22 protein-coding genes are annotated in these 20,799 nt (G+C 48.2%); 14 read left to right on the top strand and 8 right to left on the bottom strand.

The window, feature by feature from the left end; genetic code table 11:
- Window positions 1-12 precede the first annotated feature (12 nt).
- On the top strand, window positions 13-702 hold the full coding sequence (lsa25, locus tag EHO60_RS02575; RefSeq protein ID WP_135766614.1) for a surface adhesin Lsa25: 690 nt from the start codon (window positions 13-15) through the stop codon (window positions 700-702).
- A 21-nt stretch (window positions 703-723) separates the two neighbouring features.
- Entirely contained in the window at window positions 724-2,247 is a 1,524-nt protein-coding gene (omp85, locus tag EHO60_RS02570; protein ID WP_135766613.1) for an Omp85 family outer membrane protein, read from the top strand.
- A gap of 11 nt (window positions 2,248-2,258) precedes the next feature.
- Here omp85 and nadB read toward each other — a convergent pair whose 3' ends face one another.
- Complete coding sequence (nadB, locus tag EHO60_RS02565; RefSeq protein WP_135766612.1) at window positions 2,259-3,860, bottom strand: L-aspartate oxidase; 1,602 nt, start codon at window positions 3,858-3,860, stop codon at window positions 2,259-2,261.
- Between the two features lie 56 nt (window positions 3,861-3,916).
- A complete protein-coding gene (locus tag EHO60_RS02560; RefSeq protein ID WP_135766611.1) occupies window positions 3,917-5,737 on the bottom strand; it encodes a S41 family peptidase in 1,821 nt (606 codons plus the stop codon).
- 123 nt (window positions 5,738-5,860) lie between these two features.
- Here EHO60_RS02560 and EHO60_RS02555 point away from each other — a divergent pair, with 123 nt between their 5' ends.
- Window positions 5,861-6,784 carry a hypothetical protein gene (locus EHO60_RS02555; protein ID WP_210409310.1) on the top strand — a complete coding sequence of 308 codons (924 nt, stop codon included), beginning with the start codon at window positions 5,861-5,863 and terminating at the stop codon, window positions 6,782-6,784.
- Here the strand turns inward: EHO60_RS02555 and EHO60_RS02550 are convergent.
- The gene (locus tag EHO60_RS02550) at window positions 6,735-7,490 is read right to left on the bottom strand and encodes a pyridoxine 5'-phosphate synthase (protein WP_135766610.1); all 756 of its coding nucleotides are present in this window, start codon (window positions 7,488-7,490) and stop codon (window positions 6,735-6,737) included. The two genes, EHO60_RS02555 and EHO60_RS02550, sit on opposite strands and share 50 nt — an antisense overlap.
- A 111-nt stretch (window positions 7,491-7,601) precedes the next feature.
- Here EHO60_RS02550 and EHO60_RS02545 point away from each other — a divergent pair, with 111 nt between their 5' ends.
- The 8 genes from EHO60_RS02545 to EHO60_RS02510 all read left to right on the top strand — a co-directional run bounded on the left by EHO60_RS02545 (window position 7,602) and on the right by EHO60_RS02510 (window position 14,585).
- Window positions 7,602-8,051, top strand: coding sequence for a TIGR02300 family protein (locus tag EHO60_RS02545; protein WP_135766609.1), 450 nt, complete (start codon window positions 7,602-7,604; stop codon window positions 8,049-8,051).
- Complete coding sequence (gene miaA / locus EHO60_RS02540) at window positions 8,051-8,947, top strand: tRNA (adenosine(37)-N6)-dimethylallyltransferase MiaA (protein ID WP_167880143.1); 897 nt, start codon at window positions 8,051-8,053, stop codon at window positions 8,945-8,947. The genes EHO60_RS02545 and miaA overlap by 1 nt, the downstream gene beginning before the upstream one ends.
- A 14-nt stretch (window positions 8,948-8,961) precedes the next feature.
- Window positions 8,962-9,213: an RNA chaperone Hfq gene (gene hfq, locus EHO60_RS02535; protein ID WP_010411443.1), complete on the top strand. Its 252-nt coding sequence runs from the start codon at window positions 8,962-8,964 to the stop codon at window positions 9,211-9,213.
- Window positions 9,214-10,095, top strand: coding sequence for a hypothetical protein (locus EHO60_RS02530; protein ID WP_135766607.1), 882 nt, complete (start codon window positions 9,214-9,216; stop codon window positions 10,093-10,095). It abuts the gene before it with no gap.
- Window positions 10,096-10,097: 2 nt separating this feature from the next.
- Entirely contained in the window at window positions 10,098-11,159 is a 1,062-nt protein-coding gene (locus EHO60_RS02525) for a mannose-1-phosphate guanylyltransferase (RefSeq protein WP_135766606.1), read from the top strand.
- Window positions 11,160-11,448: 289 nt separating this feature from the next.
- Window positions 11,449-12,183 (top strand): hypothetical protein, encoded by a 735-nt coding sequence (locus tag EHO60_RS02520; RefSeq protein ID WP_135766605.1) that lies wholly within the window; start codon window positions 11,449-11,451, stop codon window positions 12,181-12,183.
- A gap of 9 nt (window positions 12,184-12,192) precedes the next feature.
- Window positions 12,193-12,657: a chemotaxis protein CheW gene (locus EHO60_RS02515; RefSeq protein WP_135766604.1), complete on the top strand. Its 465-nt coding sequence runs from the start codon at window positions 12,193-12,195 to the stop codon at window positions 12,655-12,657.
- Window positions 12,654-14,585, top strand: a complete 1,932-nt coding sequence (locus tag EHO60_RS02510; RefSeq protein ID WP_135766603.1) for a hypothetical protein — start codon at window positions 12,654-12,656, stop codon at window positions 14,583-14,585. The genes EHO60_RS02515 and EHO60_RS02510 overlap by 4 nt, the downstream gene beginning before the upstream one ends.
- A 5-nt stretch (window positions 14,586-14,590) precedes the next feature.
- Here EHO60_RS02510 and EHO60_RS02505 read toward each other — a convergent pair whose 3' ends face one another.
- From EHO60_RS02505 to EHO60_RS02495, 3 genes are read right to left on the bottom strand one after another with little or no spacing between them, the layout of a single operon-like run.
- A complete protein-coding gene (locus EHO60_RS02505) occupies window positions 14,591-15,100 on the bottom strand; it encodes an LIC_12238 family plasminogen-binding lipoprotein (RefSeq protein ID WP_135766602.1) in 510 nt (169 codons plus the stop codon).
- A complete protein-coding gene (locus EHO60_RS02500; RefSeq protein WP_135766601.1) occupies window positions 15,097-15,285 on the bottom strand; it encodes a hypothetical protein in 189 nt (62 codons plus the stop codon). The genes EHO60_RS02505 and EHO60_RS02500 overlap by 4 nt, the downstream gene beginning before the upstream one ends.
- Window positions 15,286-15,342: 57 nt before the next feature.
- The gene (locus EHO60_RS02495) at window positions 15,343-15,783 is read right to left on the bottom strand and encodes a CBS domain-containing protein (RefSeq protein ID WP_135766600.1); all 441 of its coding nucleotides are present in this window, start codon (window positions 15,781-15,783) and stop codon (window positions 15,343-15,345) included.
- A 293-nt stretch (window positions 15,784-16,076) separates the two neighbouring features.
- Between EHO60_RS02495 and EHO60_RS02490 the strand changes: the two genes are divergently transcribed.
- Window positions 16,077-17,576 carry an ATP-binding response regulator gene (locus tag EHO60_RS02490; protein WP_135766599.1) on the top strand — a complete coding sequence of 500 codons (1,500 nt, stop codon included), beginning with the start codon at window positions 16,077-16,079 and terminating at the stop codon, window positions 17,574-17,576.
- A 98-nt stretch (window positions 17,577-17,674) separates the two neighbouring features.
- Entirely contained in the window at window positions 17,675-18,730 is a 1,056-nt protein-coding gene (locus EHO60_RS02485) for a class I fructose-bisphosphate aldolase (protein ID WP_135766598.1), read from the top strand.
- An 88-nt stretch (window positions 18,731-18,818) separates the two neighbouring features.
- On the opposite strand, the gene EHO60_RS02480 is transcribed toward EHO60_RS02485, so the two are convergent.
- Entirely contained in the window at window positions 18,819-19,817 is a 999-nt protein-coding gene (locus EHO60_RS02480) for an LA_0442/LA_0875 N-terminal domain-containing protein (protein ID WP_135766597.1), read from the bottom strand.
- A gap of 129 nt (window positions 19,818-19,946) precedes the next feature.
- Between EHO60_RS02480 and EHO60_RS17240 the strand changes: the two genes are divergently transcribed.
- Window positions 19,947-20,285 (top strand): LIC_11321 family protein, encoded by a 339-nt coding sequence (locus EHO60_RS17240; protein WP_246028101.1) that lies wholly within the window; start codon window positions 19,947-19,949, stop codon window positions 20,283-20,285.
- A gap of 28 nt (window positions 20,286-20,313) precedes the next feature.
- Here the strand turns inward: EHO60_RS17240 and EHO60_RS02470 are convergent, their stop codons facing one another.
- Complete coding sequence (locus tag EHO60_RS02470) at window positions 20,314-20,625, bottom strand: hypothetical protein (protein ID WP_135766596.1); 312 nt, start codon at window positions 20,623-20,625, stop codon at window positions 20,314-20,316.
- Window positions 20,626-20,799: the final 174 nt, after the last annotated feature.

The raw sequence follows: 20,799 nt of genomic DNA, 5'->3' as shown, positions 1-20,799 counted from the left end.
TCGCCAGTCGTCATGAAAAAATTCGAACGTTTCCGTTTCTCTTACCAAGCGGCACTTTTGATCTTATCCTTGGGGCTATCCGTGATCGGATGCGAGGAAAAACCGGCAAAAAACACTCTGGGGTTCCAGAACGAGGATGCAAGTCTCCTGATTGCGGGTGCGATCTTTTTCAGTGTCTTTCATTCCAACGGAGACGGAACGATTACGAATTCCGCGACCGGGTTGACCTGGAAGGTTTGTTCCCAAGGCCAAACGTACGTAAATACTTCCGGAGGTTATTCCTGCGAAGGAGGAGGCATTTCGAATTCCGGATTCGGCGCCGCGCAATACCAATATTGCAATCAGACTTCCAACGCGTGCAATACCGTTTCTACTCCTCAAACTCTTACGAACGTTTCCCAAATCGGCGTAGGAGGTTCTTCGGAAGCTTTTAACAACTGTTCTTCGGACAGGACTGCGGGAAAAACGGATTGGAGGGTGGCGACGTACGGCGAGTTGAAAGCTCTCGGTTCTTCGGGTAGAAACGAAATGCTCCTCAAATTTCCGGATACGATCGAGGATTATTATTGGAGTTCCTGGGCCAACGAGCAGGATTCCTCGGGACAGACAGCAAGAGCGGTCAGCTTTGCGCAGAGTCAGTTCGGCGCCGATTTTATGGCGTCCAAAACTAGCCGATATTATATCCGTTGCGTCCGACCCTGATCTCCGAATTGGCTTGTAGCCATGAAGATTCATAGGATCCAATTTCTTTATATTCTAATATTCGCATTTACTGCCGAATCGATCCGCTCCGAAGCTCCTCCTCCCTCGGGAGGATGCGAAAAACCAGTTCCCAGAACGAACCTTCCTTTTCCTATGGATCCTACCAAGCAGCTCTGTAAAAAGGACCTGGATCAAAAAAAGGAAGGTTGGTATCCGACCGGTTTGCCGCTTATCAATTCGGATCCTAACGAAGGGATCGGATACGGGGTTCGCGCTTACGCGTACAATAACGGGAAAAAAACCGATCCATTGTTCGATTATACCCCGTACCGACTGCGCTTTTTTGCGCAGTACTTCGACACGAATAAGAACGCGCAGTACCATCAGCTCAGTTTGGATATGCCGTTCATCGCGAATACGCAGTGGAGGTTGAGGGCGGACGCTTTTATGACGATCACCCCAACCACCTTGTATTTCGGAATCGGGGAAGATTCCATGAAAAACCTGAGTTATCGGGATAGAAACCAACCGGGCGGCAATTTATATACAAATACGACGTACCAAAATCAAGCGGACAATCTGGATTATTGGCGTCCCGGGGGACCTCAGGATCCGGTACGCTACAACGGCAACACGTATACCGGGATTCCAAGTCAGCCGGGATTCGTGGTTACGGACCGGATGTACAATCGGTACGAGATCCAGACTCCGATGATCAATCTAAGTACGGAAAGGTCGTACGTAGGCGGAACGGTGAGGTTAGTCGCTGGGATCAAAGCTTCGAATAATATCGTCCATACCTTCGACGGAAAATTCGTGCAAGGTCATGATCCGGTTTTGGGAGGAGATCCGTTCAAAACCGGCGCCAAGGTTCCGAACGGTAAGACTAGATTGACCGAGGATCAGGAGGCGGGAAAAATCCTGGGATACGGGGGAGGATATGTGAACACGGTCCGGATCGGACTAGTGTACGATACCCGCGACTTCGAGCCGGACCCGAACAGCGGGATGTTCATCGAAGGAACGTATGAAAAGTCCAGTAAGGCCATCGGCTCCGATTTCGATTTCCAGAAATTTTTTACCCAGGGTAAATTCTTTTATAGTCCTTTTCCGAAAGTTTTCGACAAGTTGGTCTTGGCGAGCCGATTCGGCATGGGGCTGACAGACGGGAATACTCCGTTTTTCGAATATAGAAACCTATGGGGAACCGAGGGCGTCATCGGCGGTTTAGGGGGATTGAGAACGCTCAGAGGATACAAGCAGGATCGGTTCGTCGGAAGAGTGATGGGTTGGGGAAACCTGGAAGTACGATGGAAATTCGCGGAAGCATCCGTAGGCGGGGAATATTTCGCGTTCAATATCGTTCCTTTTTTCGATTTCGGGAGGGTTTGGGACGACGAACATAAGGTCGGAACCCAAGGTTACAAATATTCCAGGGGACTCGGACTCCGGATCGCTTGGAACCAAGCAACGATTATCATGATCGATTATGCGAAATCGCGAGAAGACGAACAGTTATTCGTAAATTTCAGCCACGTATTTTGAGGACTGTCATGTCATCCTCTGAGGACGGTATCGTCCACCAATACCGTATCATGTCTGGAAGGCGCCCTATTTTCCGGATAATCCGTGGAATAGTGAAGCCCTCTACTTTCCTTTCTGGAAAGGGCCGCGCGGATAATCAGTTCTCCGACTAAAACGAGATTTCTGAGTTCCAGAAGGGGTGCGGTTATGATCGTGCGCTTGTAGTAATTCCGTACCTCGGAAAAGATCAGATCCATTCGTCGCAATGCGCGTTCCAAGCGTAAATCGGAGCGCACTATTCCCACATAGTTCGACATCGTATTTTTGATCTCCACTAAATCGTGGGAAATCAACACCCATTCCTCGGTATTGACCAGGCCTTCCTTATTCCAAGGAGGGATTTGGTCATGTTCCGGCAGGAATTCGGGAGGGGTATGCTTCACATCCAAAGCGATCCGATTGGAAAAAACCAAGCATTCTAAAAGGCTGTTGGAAGCGAGGCGATTGCCTCCGTGCACACCGGTGCAGGCCACTTCGCCGGCAGCATAAAGGTTGGAAATATTCGTTTTTCCTTGGAGGTCCGTTGCCACGCCTCCGCACATGAAATGCGCTGCGGGTACCACGGGAATCGGCTGAGAGGTGATGTCGATCCCGAGTTCCAGGCATTTTTCATAAATGGAAGGGAAGGCGGCCTTGATCTGGTCCGCGGGTCTGTGGGAGATGTCCAGCCAAACATGCGGAGCTCCGGACCGCTTCATTTCCGCGTCGATCGCACGTGCGACGATATCTCTGGTAGCGAGGTCCGCCATCGGATGGTATTTTTTCATGAAAGGTTCCCCGTCCATGCCGAGCAATACCGCTCCTTTACCTCGGACCGCTTCCGAGATCAAAAAGGATTCGCCTTTTTCATGATAGAGGGAGGTAGGATGGAATTGGTAAAATTCCATATTTTTAATCACAGCGCCTGCACGGTAAGCGCAAGCCACTCCGTCTCCGGTCGCAATCTTCGGGTTCGTCGTGTGGGAATATACCTGTCCCGCTCCGCCGCTCGCAAGTACGGTTCTCTTGGCCAGGATAGGAATCACTTCTCCGCTATGGTTGGACAATACATAGGCGCCGAAGCAGATCAATCCTTTCCTTTTCAGATGGTGGGGGGTGATCAAATCTACAAGAGTATGATATTCTAAGATTTGAATATTCGGATTTCTTTTTACGATTTCGAGCAGGGTTTTTTCGATTTCCCGTCCGGTCCGGTCGTGCGCGTGAACGATCCTACTCGTGCCGTGACCGCCTTCTCTATGCAGATCGAACGCGCCTTGGGAATCCAGATTGAACGGAACCCCGTATTCGAGGAGTTCCTTTACTAGCGCCGGGCCTTCCTGGACCAGGATCCGTACTGCTTCCGGATCGCAGAGTCCCGCTCCCGATTCCAGAGTATCACGCACATGGTCCTCAAATTTATCTCCCTCCGCAAATACGGATGCAATGCCTCCTTGCGCGTAGTTCGTGTTGGATTCGTAATCCGACTTTTTGGTGATGATGGTTACGTCGCCGTAAGGAACCAACTTTAAGGCTTGGAAAAGTCCGGTAATGCCGCTCCCGATAATCAGAAAGTCGGTCCGAATTCTTGGCATGATTTAAGTCCCCGGAAAATACCCGCGATCAGGAGATCGCGGGCTTTCGACTTCGTTTATTTGCGTTTGGCGCCCGTATTGATGAGAGCTTCCACGTAATCGATGGATCGGATCAATTGATAGTCCGGTTTGATCGGATCGTTCTTGTGTTCCTGGATGAATTTATCCGCTTTTCCGTTCGCCTTTACCCAAGTGTCCAATTTCTTTACGTCGAAATGGCTTTTCTCCTCCGCTGCGGACGGAAGCTCGGGCAAATGGTTCCACATATTTTCTTCCCTATAGTGGAAAGGAAAGCTGCCGTCTTCTTCTCCGGAAACTTCCACATCCGGTTTTACTCCTACGACTTGTATGGTGTTCCCGGAAGGGGAGTAGTACCTGGATTGGGTCAGTTTGATATAGTAAGCTCCGTTTCCGGGAAGTTCCTGCAGTTTCTGAACCGTAGCTTTGCCGAAGGAACGTTCTCCCAAGATCAATCCTCTACCGTGGTGCTTCAGTGCCGAAGCGACGATCTCGGACGCGGATGCGGATTTTGCGTTGATCAATACAGCCACCGGGAGATCCGTTAGGTCTCGGTTTCTGGCATTCGAATCTTCCGGGCTACGGTTCGGACTCTTGACGGAAACGATCAGTCCGTTCGTGATGAACATATCCGCCAGGTCTATCGCCAAGTCCAGATACCCGCCCGGGTTATTTCTAAGATCGAGCACGAGCGCTTTTAATTTCGTGCCTTTGGCTTGCGCCTGTTTTTCCAATTCCCGGAAGTGCTGTACGAATTCCTTATCTACGGAAGGATCCGATTTTACGAATCCTGTCAATTTGATATAACCGATGTACGTATGGCCGTCGAGGAGCTTGCTCGCGATGTTTTTGATTTCGATCGTATCGCGAACCACATCTATATTCAAGGTTCCGGCGACACCTTTGCGGCGGATCGTCAGGCTGACTTTGGATCCCTTTTTCCCTTTGATGCGTTCCACGACTTTGTCCAGGATCATTCCTTTGACGGACTTTCCATCCACGGCAAGGATGACGTCACCGGCACGCACTCCGGCGTTGACGGCCGGCCTTCCTTCCAGCGGGTTCTCCACTACTACTTCCTTGTTTCCGCCTCCGCTCAGGATGGCTCCGATTCCTTCGAAGCTTCCGTCCTCGATCTTGGCCATGGATTCTTCCCATACGGCTTTCAGAAACACCTGGCTATGAGGATCCAAGGAGGAAAGGTATCCGTTCGCCGCGGCAAGATAGACATCTTTGATGGAGAACGGTTCCTTGTCCTTGTTTTCCTCCGAGCCGAACGGATCTTTGAGGGGAGAAGTAGTATAATTTTGGAGATTCTTTTCTACGAAAGCGAGAACTCGATCGAAGTCCTTTTTGGAGAAGTTGGTCTGCTCCCATTTTGCGGACAGTACCGCCTTGCGGACTTTCTCCCTTTCCACCAATTTTAGGATTTCTTCACCCGACAATTTGGGTTTGTTGGCTTCTTCCTTCAGCTTTCGATCCCGAATTTTTTCCACTTCCTTATAATCCGGATCGAGCAACAGGAACTTATCTTCGGCAGAGAGCTTGAACGTTTTGCCCGGGAAAATATCGTCGGGTTCCTCGTATTTTTCCCTGTCTTTGAAATAACTTTCGGGATACATGTACAAAGGATGGGGGAGGGAGAAAAGAGCGAATACCGCCGCATCCTTGTAGGCGCGGTTTTTATCGATGTTTTTATCGATGTAGTTCCGATCAACTGTCTTGACCACGCTGTCGAAATCCTTTAGGGTAAAATCCGCGGTGGTCTTGGTGTGTCCCGAGGAAGGCTCGCAAAAAAAGATACTCGTACAGAGTACGACGGAGACAAAGGAGAAAGAGAGGGATCTCAGGCTTTTCAATTCGGTTCCTCTTGCCGGTCGGGTTGTTTTCGATCATTTTCCACCTCGTAAAGGGTCTGTCAATCCATTCCCCCGAAAAGGCGTTCCCTTCGTTTCCGGGAGAAATAAAATCGACAAAAGCAAATGACCTTGTTTCTCGTTTTTCTGAACTTATTTTTCCTGTTTTTGGGAACTCTAGGTTGCTCGTCTGTATCCGTTCCCGGAGGGGGCCGCTTCGGAGCCGAGTTGATCCAAGAACAGGCGATTCTGGATTTTTACGGAACGGAGGAAGAGAGAGCGCAATCCTTAAAACTTTTAAGATCCGCTTGCAGGTCCCTTCGTCCGGACAGAGGTTTGGCCTGTTATAATCTTTCGGTATTGTACCAATCGATGGGGGAGAAGGAACTTGCGGCCGAATATTCCCAAAGGGCAAAAACGTCGGACCCGAAGGATCCTTTGTATGCGGAATTAGTTTTTCAGAATTCCCTTTCGGATTTGAAGCCGGCTTCGGAAAACGATCGGCTGGACGAGGGGGAGCAAGCGCTTAAAAAAGCCGTCCAAGCCTGTAAAGAGGGGAAAAAAGCGGAGGCGTCCGGCTGGATTTCCCCTTTAGTTTCCTCCGGAGAGATTTCCAAGGAGACTTTGTCTCGGGGAATATTTCAGGAATGTGGAATCGACTCCGCGGTCCTTGCGACGGCAAAACCGAATTCCCGCAAACCTTCGTTAGAATATTATAAAACCCTGGAAAAAAACCATCCATACAGGAAAGTCTGGGATCTTGCGGGAGAGTTCGGAAGAAATCCCAAGGCGCCGTCGGAAAATCCAGTTACCCGATCCTGGAAGGAATTTCGGGCTTCGGTGTCCGCTAAGGATCTTCTCGGCGCCAAAAAGCATTTGTTCACGTTTCGGAAAAGTCTGGAAGATCTCTCCAAAGAAGGTCAGACTTCCAAACAATTGGCCCTCCAACTAAAGAAGGCCGCCTTTTTGCTCCTGTCCGAAGACTCCGCTTATGCGCGTTTTAAGGATTTGGCGAAAGAGCTTTCAGATACGACCGGATCGAATCCTTGATTCCTACCTCCAATGCGTAGGAGATCAGCCTATGTCCTATGGAGACTTCCTGCAATCCGGGTAGCTTGGAAAAAACGGAAAGATTGAATTGGTCCAAGTCGTGTCCCGCATTGATGCCGATCCCTTTTCCGATAAGGGAATCCGCCGCTACTTTGTAGAGTTCGAAGCTTTTTTTTCCCTTTTCGGGAGAGGAGTCGTACGCTTCCGCATAAGGTCCCGTATAGAATTCCACACGGTGCGCCCCCGTAGATTGAACGTACTTTAGATTTTCTAGATCCGTTTCCACGAAAAGGGAAACGCGAATGCCTGCCTTCCGAAAGGATTCGATATACGGCAAAAGGGATTCTCCCTCCGTTTTGAGGTTGAATCCGTGGTCGGAGGTGATCTCTCCGGGTATAACGGGAACTAACGTCGCCTGGTCCGGAGCGGCCTCCAGGACGAGATCCAAAAAACGGGGAGAGGGCTCTCCTTCTATATTATATTCTACTTTAGTATTTCCGGAAACGTTGTATTGTTTCAGAAAATTCTTCAGCGCAAAAACGTCGGATTTTCGAATGTGTCGCTCGTCTTCCCTGGGGTGGACCGTGATTCCGTGGGCTCCCGCTTCCAATACCAATTTTGCGAAATGGAGTAGGTCCGGGTGGTTTCCTCCCCGGGAATTCCGTAAGGTCGCGATTTTATTTACGTTCACGCTAAGATGGATCATTTGCACCCTTTCGCGTTCTATCTTGAAAATTCGATGGGAATTCGGAAAGTAGATTTCCAGCAGGTTTTGTGCTTGAATCCGGTTTTCGGTATTCCAGGATGGTCAATTCCAATGGCAACCGCTAAGAAAACGGCTAAGAAAAAACCGGCTCCGAAAAAGAAAATTCCGGTCAAAAAAACGCCCCCTAAAAAAAAGGTCGTGGCGAAAAAGAAGGAAATCGTAGTTTCCGCTAAGCCTGCCGCCGGTTCTTCCTCTCTCAGAAAATTCGCCGGGAGTAAAAATGCCTTAAGTCCGTTGGGTAAAAAATTCACCTGCCATACCTGCGGGACGAAATTTTACGATTTGAATAAGGAAGAAAAAATCTGCCCGAAATGCGGTGCGGACCAAAACAAGAAGCCGGTAGTGAAGAGCCGTTCGGCCCGTCCTAGGATCGAAGAAGAGGAATTCCTCGAGGACAATATCGCCGAGGACGATGCGGAAGTAGGCTTCGAAGACGAAGAAACGATTGTGGAAGAACCTCTGGAAGAAGAGGAGGACGAAGAAGAGGAGCAGGAGGAATAATTCGCACCGCTTCTCCTATCGTCATACTTGCGGCTCCTACGGGAGCCGGCAAAACCGCTCTGGTACGGGAATTGGATCCCGCCAGGTTTGAGATTCTTTCCTTTGATTCCAGACAAATCTACCAAGAACTTCCGATCGGAACGGCCTCCCCGTCTCCCGAGGATCGAAATCGCATCCGACACCATTTAGTAGAAATGATTCCCCCGTCCGAATCCGTGGACGCGGCAAAATATTCCGCACTCGCGGAAGCAGCTTTGGATTCAATCTTGTCTAGGGGAAAAATTCCCGTTTTGACCTCGGGAACCGGATTCTATTTGAATGCATTTTTATTCGGAATGTATCCCGTTCCCAAGGTGACGCCGGAGGTAAGGGATAGGGTGGAAAGAATGAATCTGGAGGAGAAAATCGCTCTTCTTCAGGAAATGGATCCGATCGCTTTCGAAAAAATTTCCCCTAACGACGAGTATCGTTACGGCAGGGCTCTCGAAGTGAATCTCATGGGAGCCAGATGGTCCGAATTAAAAATAGAGGAAGGTAGTGGCGCCCTAATAACTAGAAATTTGAATATTTTAGCAGGTTATTTTTTGGATTTGGATCGCAAAGAATTGTACGAAAGAATAGACGAGAGGGCGAGAAAAATGATTTCGGACGGCTTGGCGGAAGAAGCCGGTGCGGTCGCGGAGCGGTACGGGGAGGATTGCCCGGGTCTCTCCTCATTAGGTTATAATTTCGCGCTTGAAAATATTAAAGGAAAGTCCAATCTTGAGACATTCTTTGGGGATCTAAGCCAATCCCACAGGAATTATGCGAAGCGACAGATCACTTGGTTTCGAAAACGATCCTTTTTGATTCCGGTGAGCCCGACCCAAGCGTACGAAAATATACAAAATATATAAAACGGATAAAACCTATGTCTGCGAAAAATAATATCCAGGACCAACTTTTAAATACCGCAAGAAAGGAAAAGTTAGAGCTTACCATTTATCTTTTGAACGGGGTTCCGTTAAAGGGCAAGGTCGTAAGTTTCGATAATTTCACGATCATCCTGGAACAGGAAAACAAGCAGAGTTTAGTTTACAAGCACGCGATTTCCACCATCATTCCTTCGAAAGTGATCAAACTGTATACAGAGGAAGCCGCGAAGGAAACTCCTTCCGCTTAAATGATTCGATGGTTCGGTAGGATCCTTCTCCTTCTCCTCGTTTTAGCGGGCGCGTTTTGCCTCGCCTATCCGCTTTATGTGTTAGGAGAAGGAGAGTCCTTGGTAACCTGGTCCTCCGATTCGCGACTTCTTTCCTTCATTCGAGGGCCCGGGTTTGCCTACGAGCCTCGGGTATTTCTATTCTGGGACCATTCGGTCTCCAGAGAGGACCTTCGTGGCCTGTCCCAGGAAGTCCGGATCGAATACGATCTGTCTTCCGGATTGTTTCCCAAGGATTCGGAGGAGGGAAGCATTCTCGCCAGATTCGAGGTCAATTTTTCCCTGGAGGGAGAACATTCTAAAAAATGGTTCTCTTCCGGCGGAAGGACGGAATCAGCGAGGAGAAAATTTTTGGCGGGAATCTTCCTGTCCCAGCTCCGGGCGAGAATCGAGGATGAAAAGAACCCGAACCTAACCAAAGAGACCCTTTCCGCCTTTTTTAGGAAGGATTCCTGGCCCGGGATTGCGAATTCCTTTCCCTGGTTGACATTGGAGTCCGTACGGATATTGGAATTGAGAGTCCCAGATCCGATCGTAATCAATAATTTATTCCGAAATCCGAATTACCTTTTGGCGAAAAAGCAGGAGAAGCTAGAATCCCTCAAAAAAGCGGAATTGTTTTTGGTCCAGGAGGAGGCAAAATTGTCCGCCGCCAAGAACCGCTGGGAAGCATATAGGGATTTTTTAAAAAAGAATCCAGAAATGAAAGAGTTTGTCCTGTACGAGAGCCTGGGAGATAAGGTCGAAATCATCCTCCTTCCTACGGAATCCATTTTAGGGGATCCTAAGGCTTTGGGGAAAAAGAAACAACAAAACGCTCGAAAACCCAAAGAAGTGGAGTAGAGATGAGCCAAGAAAAACCCGTAGTATTGATTATGGCGGGGGGAAAAGGGGAGAGGTTTTGGCCTCGCTCCAGGATCTCGACGCCGAAGCAACTTCAGAAAGTATATTCAAAAAATACGTTATTAAAGGAAACCTTAAACCGGGCTTTGAACATCACGAGTCCGGATCGGATCTTTATCGGTACGAATGCCACTCTGAAAAAAGCCATCCTGACTCAGGAGAGGAATTTCCCGGAAAAGAATTTCATCATCGAACCAGAAGGGAAAAACACCGCGCCGATTATCGCGTTGGCCTCCCTTTATTTTCGCGAGATGTTCGGAGATCCGATACAGGTAGTACTTTCCGCCGATGCTTGGATCAGTTCCGATAAGGAATTTACGAAGACGATACAAAAGGCCCTGACCGAAACGAAGGAACATTTGGTTCTCTTAGGGATCAAACCGAACCGTCCGGAGGTAGGGTACGGATACATAGCGGCGGGGAAGCCGACTAAGAACGGATTCGAGGTGAAGTCCTTTTTCGAAAAGCCGGACGTAAAGACGGCTATGAAGTACATTAAGAAATCGAATTTTTATTGGAATCCGGGAATCTTTCTTTGGCGCACTAGCCTGATTCTTGAGGAATTCGCCTCCTATTCCCCTAAGATTCTGAAACCGTTGCAGGACAGATTTCCGTTTAAGAAGGCGGGAGAGTTGGGGGAGGCGTTCCGGTTGCTTCCTTCCGATCCGGTGGATATCGCGATTATGGAAAGAAGTTCTAGGATCAGAATGGTCGAGGCGGGCTTCGCTTGGGACGACGTAGGTTCCTGGCTTTCCTTGGAGAGGGTGCTCCCGGGAGATTCGCAAGGAAATCGACACATCGGTAAGGAAATTCTTTTTTATAAATCTTCCGGAAACGTTACTCAGACCCGAAAGGAATTCACCGCAATCCTAGGAGTCAACGATCTGATCGTGGTGGAAGAAGACGATGTGCTGTTTATCTCTTCCAAGCAAGGAGTCGGAGACATCAAATCGATGGTTGCCGAGATCCGTAAAAATAAAGGTTTACAAAAGTACACCGAGTAATTTTCTGGCAGGGAAGGAACCCCATAGGAGAACCGAATGCCTTCCGGTAAAAAAAGAAAGCGAAGAAAAATCGCGACTCATAAAAGGAAGAAAAAGAGAAGACTTAACCGTCACAAGAAGAAAGGCAAATAGTCCGGATTCTCATCCGGACTGATGACGACCGGGTTCCTTCGTTAAACGAATCCCGGTCTCGCCGCCCACCTCATTTTCGCAGCGGATTTCCCCCGAACCTAAAACGGATCCGAACCGACCTAAAGCAATTTTCCGAATGTACCGATAGGAACGTTGTATGACCGCGTTCCAGGATTATTCCGTTTTACGTCGCTGGTGGAAACCGGAATTCCCCCCCGCCAAAGGATATACGAAATCCTACCAAGCGAAAACGCCTGACGGAGATATCCTCCAGGGGGACTTTCATTATCATGATCGAAAGATCCGGCTCACTCTCGAAGTCGCCGGAGAAAACGGTAAAATTTACGTCTCTACCATCCGGGACGGATCCATCTTAAAAGAGACTGATTTGAGTACGGGGCGTTCTTATCCTTTGTATTCCAGATTTGCTCCGTTCCGGGATCTGATTTCCTCCCTACCGGACCGTGACGCTCTCCAAGTGGTAGGGGGGGCGTACGGTGTTTCCACGGAACCTCTCGGATTGCCGGACAGAAAGGAGGCAAAACCTTGGGAAGTCTCCACGAGGTACGACCATGTCTTCGGAATCCGTAAAACGCCGGTTTTTTGGGAAAGAATCTTCGGAGAAAGGACTCCCTCCGAACCTTTTTGGCGCCGAGTACGGAGACGTATTTGGGGGGATTTGCAAGATTTGATCGTCGGATTAAGCGCAGCATTCGGGATCTGGTATGCGTATCTGGATTTTTACCTGCTCGGCTTTTCCCTTGCGGTTTTCGGTTTGCTTTTTGGCGGATTGGACTGGATACTGAGGAAACGCGATCCGTTGTTCTTCAAGGTGATTTTATTCTTGGGAGCCGGGTCGTATTTTTATTATTACGGATACACCCGTTTCTAAGGAGGGGGAATGTCCGCCGAAATCGAACACCAATACATTCTATTCAATCTGGGGGAAGAGGAATATGCGATTCCGATCACCCTGGTGGACGAGATCATTAAGATTCATAATCTCGTAAGGGTTCCTCGTTCCAAGAACTACTTTGCCGGGATCATGGACATTCGTGGCAAGGTAGTCAAGATGGTCGACTTGACGATCAAATTGAACATCCCCAGAATTCACGAAGTGGACTATGATCGTGCGATCGTGGTCAAGATCGGAGGGGAGTCCGTCGGGATCATCGTGGACAAGGTGGCAAACGTAGCTCTCTTTCCTCCGGACACGATCAATCCTCCTCCTCCTTCCGTAAAAGGGATCTCTTCCCGTTACATTACCGGGGTCGGTAAAAAAGACGATCGATTCATCATTCTGATCGATATAGAAAAGATTCTAGGTTCGGAAGAACTTTCGGAGCTGGGCACGGCGGCAAAATGAATCGATCACGCCTGAAAGCGGGCGTTCTCCTCGTATTCCTTTTCGGAATCGGGGCGGGCGACCGGTTCTTGGCGGACGAGCAGGACCAAAGATTGGATCCTGCAGGAATCTACAAACTTCCGTACCAGGCCATTCCTCCCGCAGAAGTCGCAAAATTAAAACAAACATTATCTACGCAAGGAGAAGGAGCCGATTCGATTTCTCTTATCCGAAATCTACTGGATCCGTACTACGCACAGTTCGTGGATCCGAAGCGTACGGAGGAAGAGCGTAGACTCGGAAAGATCTTTACGGAAAAAACCGACAGGAACTCCCTCCGACTGCTGATTTTGAAAATGGTCGGGCATATCACCGACGCCGCCGTCTTGAGGGATTCTCCGATCTTGTTCGAATTGCATTCCCTTCTCGGAAAGGAATACTCCAAGAAAAAACAAAACTTCAAGGCTTTGGAAGAAGGGATCACCGCTTTGAGATACCGGGATTTTTCCCATACGGAAGAGGCGTTTTCCAAGGAGAGTAGAATCTTGGAACTTTACGATTCCGACGAAATCAAAAGAGCAAAAGGACACGGCCAGCTTAAGAAGGAATTGGAAAATGCCGGCAAGGAGTGGAATCGTGCCAAGGATCGTGTCCATGTGTTAGAAGCCGCGAACGTACGCGGAACGGAATTGATTTTCGAAGAAAACGGACAGAAGCGAAGGACTTCTTCCGCCGACCTCGCTTCCGCCAAGCAGAACGTGGGACAAACCGAGGAAAATCTGAAACGAGCAGATCTCGCGTACAAAGAGTCCTTCGAAAAAAACTATTATCCTTTTTTTAAAAAGAAATCCAGGGAAGATGCTCAGGCGGTTTTCGACTTAGCGAAACGAGTCAGGGAAGCGGAGAACGAAAACAAGGAAAGGCTGAAAGTGGTGAACAAAACCTCGGTCAGCGGCCAGGGGATATTCGTTCTCTTCGACTACAAAAGGAACACGGACTTTTTCGGTACCGCCGGACTTCTGGAGCTGGCGTTTCGTTTGGATCCAGAATATTCGGACGTGGTACTGGAGCTAGCGAAGGAATTGCGTTCCGCAGGTAAGAAGGCCAAGTCTCTGGATTTCTATCTCAAGTTTCTAACCCTTGCTTTAAAGGAGAATCGATCGGATGCGGAGATCTCGTCCGTTTACAGAGAAGTCGCTTCCTTATACACGGAATTGAAGCAGTACGTTCCCGCCTCGGATTATTACGAAAAATACCATAAGACCGAGCCGGACCCCGCGCGGAAATCCTTGTATTCCTTCGAACTCGGTTCCTTTTTCGAGAATCGCATCGGAAATTTGGAAAAGGCGAACGAATATTATTCCCTTTGGTTGCAGGAAAGGGAGAAGCAACAGGCCACGGAATCCGAACTGTCCTTTCCGGATTCCCAGGAAAGATTCCGGATGGAAGTACTTGCACATCTAGGAATTTCGAAATTATTCCGTTTTGAAAAGAAACCCGAATTGGAAAAGTCGGAACTCCTCAAAGCGGTGGCTTCCTACGATAAACTCAGGGAAAATCTGCAAAAGGAAGAGAACAAATACTCGGAAGGAAAGAAGGAGTTATTGTCCATTAAGAAGGGACTGTTGGAAAAGACCAACGACCAGGACATGGCCCAGTACAGATTAAAAAACCTGGAACTGGAGGAAGCGAAGGAGAGAATGGATGTGGTTCGGACCAAGCTGGACACTTCTCCCGGCCCGAAAGCGATGCAAAGAGCTTCCGTACTTTTCGAATACGAAAAAGATTTTCGGTCCGCCAAAAAATACAACGAAGAGATCCTGAAAGTGGGGAATCAGACGGAAATCAATCTGGCTCTAAAGAATATCGAGAGGATCAACAGGATTCTGGAAGATGGAATCCTAAGGGACCCGTATCCACGCGATCCTTTGGCGGGAGATTCCCCCTAATCGTACTATTCGGTTCTTGTTTTGGAATACTTTTTGATATCGTCGGAGTCGGTCCCGGCTTCCTCGTCTTCTTCTTGGCCGCCTTCGGGTGATACGATCCGGAATTCCACGCTATCGATCACCTCTTCGTCGTATGATACCTTGAGAAGGTATTTTCCCTCCGGCAAATCACGAAAACTTCCGCGTATGGTGGAGGTCGACAGGTCCGGACGTTTTCTGCTGACTTCGATTTCGTTGAATCCCAATTGGAATCTGCTCAGGCTGACATAGGTCGGAGCTTCCGGGTCGGGAAGTTTGGAAAATTTATAGATAAAAACTAGAGTCTTATCTCCGGGAAAGACGAGCTTTTCGCGAGTTAAAGTGAATTCGCTGACGTGAGTCATTTTCTTTTCCAGAAAATCCAATTGGTCCTCATCCAGCAGAGCCCATCCGAATTCACCTTTCATCCCGAGACAGGTCCCGAAAAAAAGAGAGAAAAGTAGGACGGAGAGCGCTCGGAGGAGATTTCTTTTCATCTCTTTTCGGAATCGTTCGAGTTCAGGATTTTGGCCCGATCGGAGATGTCCTTTTCTCCTCCGGAAGAATTCTGAGGAAAGTCCTTAAAAACGACGGTAAAACGAGGATGTTTCTCGTGGAAAAAAACGCTGCGCAAGGTACGGAAAAGCAGGTACCCCAAGAGTAAAAAGAGTAGGAATTTCATCCTGAAATCATTCTTGGAGCGAATCGGAATCCGGCAATCCGATTTCGAAAATCTTTGTCAGATAAAGCCGGACTCGCTATAGATATATCGTTTGAGGTTTTTGTTTTCTTCTTCCGTTTTGGCGATTTTGGCCTTTACCGCGTCTCCGATGGAAACGATTCCCACCAAGCGATTGCCGTCGAAAATCGGCATGTGACGGATCCTTTTTTTTAGCATGATTGCCAGCACGTCGTCCACTTGATCACCCGGTGTCATGGTAGTCAATTGGGTAGACATGACTTCACCGACGGTCTTATCGAATACTTTTTCCCGATCGGTAGAGGAGAAATGAAGTAGATCGCGTTCAGTAAAAATTCCGGCGAGTTTTCCACCGTTTAGGACAATGACCGACCCGATGTCATACTTGGTCATGAAGCGAACCGCTTCCCAAACGGTTGTTTCGGGTCCCACGGAAAGAATCTTTTGGTCCTTCTTTTCCAAGATTTCCTTAACTAGCATGATAACCTCTGGGCTAGAGTCTATTTCCGTAGAGATCCGGATTCAAGGATTTTTTATCGATTCTAAACGAGCAGGAAAAGAAAGTGAAAGGCGAATCTAAGGGAATTTGAAGGAATTTTTCGTAAAATAGGTCAGAATCAGAGTCACCTTTTCGAGAAATTCTAAAATATGCCGAACCGAAAAACGGAAGAAGGAAAAAAAGGATTTCCCAATTCCCTCTAACGTGGAAGGATATCGAAGAGGGGAAGAAGTCTCCGTTCGGGGCTAAAAAAGCAATCATTGATAAACGACTTATGAGCCCAACTTCTTCCGAGCAACCGAACATACTCATCGTAGAGGACGAATGGTTGCTTTCCTTCAACCTCCAAAAGACCCTCCAAAATCTAGGTTATCGTGTCGCGGGAGTCGCCGCGAACGGACAGGACGCTCAGACGCTTTTTAAGGAGACCGATCCGGATCTGGTATTGATGGATATTTCCATCGAAGGGGATATGGACGGAATTCAAACCGCACAAACCATCCAGAGAATCAAGGACGTCCCGATCGTATTCATGACGGCATACACGGACGATTCCACTTTTATGCGTGCGATGGATTCGGCGTCCACATACGCGTACATTACGAAACCGTTTCAGAATCACCAACTCAAATCGTCCATTGAGATCGCTTTACGACAACAGAAGCGCTTTGGACAGGTAAAGGAAAGCGGAAACGAGTATCGCAACGTGATCCAGAGCATATCCGAGGGAGCAGTTTCCCTGGACGAGGACGGCAAGGTGATCTTCCTGAATCATGCCGCCGAGGAGTTAACCGGTTGGAAACTTTCGGAAGCGATGGGACAGTCCGGGGATCAGGTACTTTCTTTTATCCAAACCCAGTTCGGAGAATCCGAAGAGGATTATTCCGATTGGGGAAATAATCTCCGCTATATTCCGGCGGTACTCGTTCGTCTCGACGGTAAGAAAGTTCGGGTCGGATTCCGAGTCTCTCCCATCAGAGACGAGAAAGGCGGCATTATCGGAAGCATCATCACGTTTTCGGAACTTTCCCTTTTGACGGTCTCCGAACAGAGAATTTCCGAAATGGAAAAAGTGATCCAGTCGGAAATGCGGTTGGATTCGATCCAAAAGTTGGCGGCGGGTATCGCTCACGAGGTCAACAATCCGCTCATGGGGATTATCAATTACGGAAACATTATTCGTAATCACAAGAACGTCGAGGCCGACATCCGGAATTACGCTAGGGTGATCATAGAACAGGGAGAAAGGATCTCCGGGATCGTTCGGAACCTGATTCTTTTCTCCAAGTCCGATAACGAAGAGGCTACTTGGGTACGGTTCGAAGAGATCGTTTCGACTGTGGAGGGAATGATTTCCGCTCTTCTCCAATCCAAGAATCTGGAACTTAACAAGGATATTTCCAAAGAGTTGCCCGAACTCTACCTAAAACAGAGTCAGATCAAGGAAGTTCTTTATTATTTACTTTATTATTATGTGGCCGCGATGGCTGCACAGGGAGGAATCCGACTTTCCGCTAAATTCCGTCCTCGGGATAAGGAGGAAAAGGCGGAGGATTCCATTCTTGAAATTCGGGTATCAGGATCCTCCTCACTGGAGATCGATCCTGATAACGCTTTTCAGCCTTTCGAAATCATACAGTCGGATGATACCCGGGTGGGTATGGGGTTGTCCGTATGTTACGGAATCATTCAGTCCAATCGCGGAAGATTATTGATTCGGAAATCCCCTTCCGGGACGGACTTTATCGTTCGTTTGCCCGTTCCCTGCCGTTAGATTTTGCCGGAATTCTTAGGGAGGAAAAGCGATGGAAATTTTCGGCTTTTCCAAAAAACTGGGCACCAAGATCCAAATCCATTAAGGTAGCAACAGGAATGTTAGACAAAATCAAGAGCGCACTCGGCGGAGAGGCGGATTTCCTATTGAATCACGTATCTACGACGATTTCCAAGGAATCCCTCACCATTCCGAGTCCCTCCTATGTTGACGATATTTTTTCCAAAACCGACAGGAATAATTCGGTTCTGCGTAATTTGCAGTCCATTTACAACACAGGTCGCTTGGCAGGTACGGGATATCTATCCATTCTTCCGGTAGACCAAGGAATCGAACATAGCGCAGGCGCGTCGTTTGCTAAGAATCCAGCTTACTTCGATCCGGAAAACATAGTGAAACTCGCGATCGAAGGCGGCTGCAATGCTGTGGCATCCACTTTGGGCGTACTGGGATTGGTTTCCAGAAAATACGCGCACAAAATTCCGTTCGTAGTAAAGATCAATCACAACGAACTCCTGTCTTTTCCGAATAAGTTCGATCAGATCCTATTTGCGAATGTGGAACAAGCTTTCGATATGGGTGCTGCAGCCGTCGGCGCTACGATTTATTTCGGTTCCGATGAGAGTTCCCGTCAAATCCAGGAGATTTCGGAAGCCTTTCATCGTGCACACGAACTCGGTTTGGTGACGATTTTGTGGGCATATCTGCGGAACGATTCCTTTAAGACAGACAAAACCGATTATCATATCGCGACGGACTTGACCGGACAGGCCAATCACCTGGCAGCCACGATAGAAGCGGATATCGTCAAACAAAAACTTCCGGAAACCAATGCCGGCGGATTCAAGGATCTGAAATTCGGAAAGAAAGACGACAAGATGTATACGGATCTGAGTTCCGAGCACCCGATCGATATGGCAAGGTACCAAGTAGCGAACTGTTACATGGGTAAGATCGGACTGATCAACTCCGGAGGACCTTCCGGCTCGAATGACTTGGGAGACGCGGTAAAAGCGGCAGTGATCAATAAGAGAGCTGGGGGCATGGGTCTGATTTCCGGACGCAAGGCTTTCCAAAAACCGATGAAGGACGGAGTCGCGCTTTTGAACGCTATCCAAGACGTATATCTGTCCAAAGAAGTCACCATCGCTTAACTCCTCTGCAGGGAAAGCGGACGGACATTTCCGAGGTTCTCCGAATTGTCCGCTCGCTTTCCGGCCTTCTCCGAAAAGAAAACTTACTTTAGAATAGGGTCACGTACCTGACTTCCGATCTATATTCGCGCATCACAGCACCTCCGGCCGCGATCGGTCCATACGTATTCTTGAAATTGAATCCCGCGGAAGCGGACTCTCCGGACGGGGTTTCTATGACGTTGTGCTTTGCCCAGTTGCGGCCGGTAAGATAACTGTGAGCCAGTTGGAGTGCATAGATCCAAACGGTGAGTCCTAGAGCGGTATGTCCGTCGGCGGAATATCTGTGCTCCTGGTTCTTGATGGAATTCAGACTTTCCAGCTTAGAAATCTGATCCTGCTGTATAAACAATTGGGCCGTCGCGGCAGGTAATGTCGCATTTACTTGGGAGTATATTAAAGGATCCTTAAATATTAGATCGTTCGTCTTTTCCTTATATTTATCGGAACGATCGTGGGCGGCCCGATCTAGGCCGACATAGGCCAGTAGAGAGAGGACAAAAAAAGTCTGGTAAGTCCGCGCATAGCCGTTTTGCTTCATGTGGCTCAGCCCCCAACCCGGTAGTATCGCGGCTCTCCAGACGGGATCCCAGGGACTGCGTTTCGCGGTGATGTATTCTTCCCAAGTGGCGTCCTGCTCTTCGAGGTATTTTTCGACCAAGGCCAGTCGTTTTTGAACGATCTTATAACTGTTTTCCTTGATCATCTGCTCTAGTACGATTGTGTCGAGCTGCTCCTCTTTTTCCGTCTTCTTGCCTTCCTTGTTCAATTTTTTCTTTTCGGCCTCGACGATTCTGTTTATTTCTGTCTCGTCCTTTACATCCTTGAATATTATTTTCAGGATCAGGTTTTTGGGAATCGATTGTTTCTTATCGTCCTTTAGGACCACGACTTTATCCGTCGACTGGTCGATTACGGTTCCGTAAATTCTATCCCCATTCTTATATAGAATCGTTTCCGCCCATAGATTTTCGACGCAGAGCGGGGATAACAGAAGAACGGATAGAAATAAATTATTTACTAAATTGGGAATCTTGAATTTCGACATAAAAGACCGGCCTGAAAACAGAGGACCATTCTTTTGGATTCCTTATTCAAAGGACGTCAAGTGAAAAAAGAAGGGATGAAACGGAAAGGTTCTCTTTTTTGATTTGCGGAAGAAGCCGGGAATCGATACATGATAGTTATGCGTTTTTGGCGAAAGGTTTCTACCGTTTTAGTCGGAGTGGTTTCCGCCTTATTGCCGTTGCAAGATACATCCTCGTTCACGGATCCTTATTTTCCGAGAAGCCTCCATACAGATCGGATCCTAGTCGTAGAAGATTCTTCCGCAAGTAAAGAGTCCAAGCAAAAAGATTTGGAAGGTAAAAAGCAGCAAAAGGGGTGTTGCCGTATCCGGTACCAGGGGGGAGGGTTCGATTATTTTCCTTCCACTGAAGAGGAATGTGTGAAAAAGCCGGGATATCATAGTTACCTGAAAGATTCCCCGATCTGCTTTCAATCGCTCTGGGACTGACCTTTACAGAATCCGAACGGAAACCTTTTTACTGTAGGGAAATTTTCAGTCGGTTCAAAACGGCTCTCAACCCTTCGCTCGTTTTGATTTCCACGGGAATTCCTTTGGATTTCAGTTCCGCCAGTAATTTCAGGATTCTGTTCAAAATGAGGGAAGGGATTGCGACTACGCTTTCCAGGTTCAACTCGACCGACTTGGGATTCACATCCTGGATTTTTGCGAGAATCAATCCGATCTCTTCCGTTTCGACAGAACAAACGTTTCGTGTAAAGACGATCCGAAACCGGTTCTGATCCGGATATAGATTCGTCTCTGGAAACTGAATAACGGAGGAAGCCATGGTTTCTTACCAAAATTTCCGCAGTTAGTCGATTCAGGATACTAAAAAACGAAAGCCTTTTTGGTAGAGTAGAACAAAAAAGGAATCTTTGGTAAACGAAATGGTCCGATTGTGTCATCTTGCATGAATTCTATTCGTAACTTGTCGGTTTTGCGTTTGCGATCTCGGCTCCGG

Origin of the sequence: Leptospira fletcheri (assembly GCF_004769195.1) — a bacterium.
GTDB lineage: Bacteria > Spirochaetota > Leptospiria > Leptospirales > Leptospiraceae > Leptospira_B > Leptospira_B fletcheri.
The sequence above is the reverse complement of the archived record's forward strand: the minus strand, read 5'-3'. Positions and strand labels throughout refer to the sequence as shown.

Bases quoted from the DNA above. Each gene is read 5' to 3' on its own strand.
- EHO60_RS02530 (WP_135766607.1), top strand. From the start codon at position 9,214: ATGATTCGATGGTTCGGTAGGATCCTTCTCCTTCTCCTCGTTTTAGCG.
- EHO60_RS02525 (WP_135766606.1), top strand. From the start codon at position 10,098: ATGAGCCAAGAAAAACCCGTAGTATTGATTATGGCGGGGGGAAAAGGG.
- EHO60_RS17240 (WP_246028101.1), top strand. From the start codon at position 19,947: ATGATAGTTATGCGTTTTTGGCGAAAGGTTTCTACCGTTTTAGTCGGA.
- hfq (WP_010411443.1), top strand. From the start codon at position 8,962: ATGTCTGCGAAAAATAATATCCAGGACCAACTTTTAAATACCGCAAGA.
- EHO60_RS02500 (WP_135766601.1), bottom strand. From the start codon at position 15,285: ATGAAATTCCTACTCTTTTTACTCTTGGGGTACCTGCTTTTCCGTACC.
- omp85 (WP_135766613.1), top strand. From the start codon at position 724: ATGAAGATTCATAGGATCCAATTTCTTTATATTCTAATATTCGCATTT.
- EHO60_RS02550 (WP_135766610.1), bottom strand. From the start codon at position 7,490: ATGATCCATCTTAGCGTGAACGTAAATAAAATCGCGACCTTACGGAAT.
- EHO60_RS02555 (WP_210409310.1), top strand. From the start codon at position 5,861: ATGACCTTGTTTCTCGTTTTTCTGAACTTATTTTTCCTGTTTTTGGGA.
- lsa25 (WP_135766614.1), top strand. From the start codon at position 13: ATGAAAAAATTCGAACGTTTCCGTTTCTCTTACCAAGCGGCACTTTTG.
- EHO60_RS02510 (WP_135766603.1), top strand. From the start codon at position 12,654: ATGAATCGATCACGCCTGAAAGCGGGCGTTCTCCTCGTATTCCTTTTC.
- EHO60_RS02485 (WP_135766598.1), top strand. From the start codon at position 17,675: ATGTTAGACAAAATCAAGAGCGCACTCGGCGGAGAGGCGGATTTCCTA.
- nadB (WP_135766612.1), bottom strand. From the start codon at position 3,860: ATGCCAAGAATTCGGACCGACTTTCTGATTATCGGGAGCGGCATTACC.
- EHO60_RS02520 (WP_135766605.1), top strand. From the start codon at position 11,449: ATGACCGCGTTCCAGGATTATTCCGTTTTACGTCGCTGGTGGAAACCG.
- EHO60_RS02480 (WP_135766597.1), bottom strand. From the start codon at position 19,817: ATGTCGAAATTCAAGATTCCCAATTTAGTAAATAATTTATTTCTATCC.
- EHO60_RS02515 (WP_135766604.1), top strand. From the start codon at position 12,193: ATGTCCGCCGAAATCGAACACCAATACATTCTATTCAATCTGGGGGAA.
- EHO60_RS02495 (WP_135766600.1), bottom strand. From the start codon at position 15,783: ATGCTAGTTAAGGAAATCTTGGAAAAGAAGGACCAAAAGATTCTTTCC.
- EHO60_RS02490 (WP_135766599.1), top strand. From the start codon at position 16,077: ATGAGCCCAACTTCTTCCGAGCAACCGAACATACTCATCGTAGAGGAC.
- EHO60_RS02470 (WP_135766596.1), bottom strand. From the start codon at position 20,625: ATGGCTTCCTCCGTTATTCAGTTTCCAGAGACGAATCTATATCCGGAT.
- EHO60_RS02545 (WP_135766609.1), top strand. From the start codon at position 7,602: ATGGCAACCGCTAAGAAAACGGCTAAGAAAAAACCGGCTCCGAAAAAG.
- EHO60_RS02505 (WP_135766602.1), bottom strand. From the start codon at position 15,100: ATGAAAAGAAATCTCCTCCGAGCGCTCTCCGTCCTACTTTTCTCTCTT.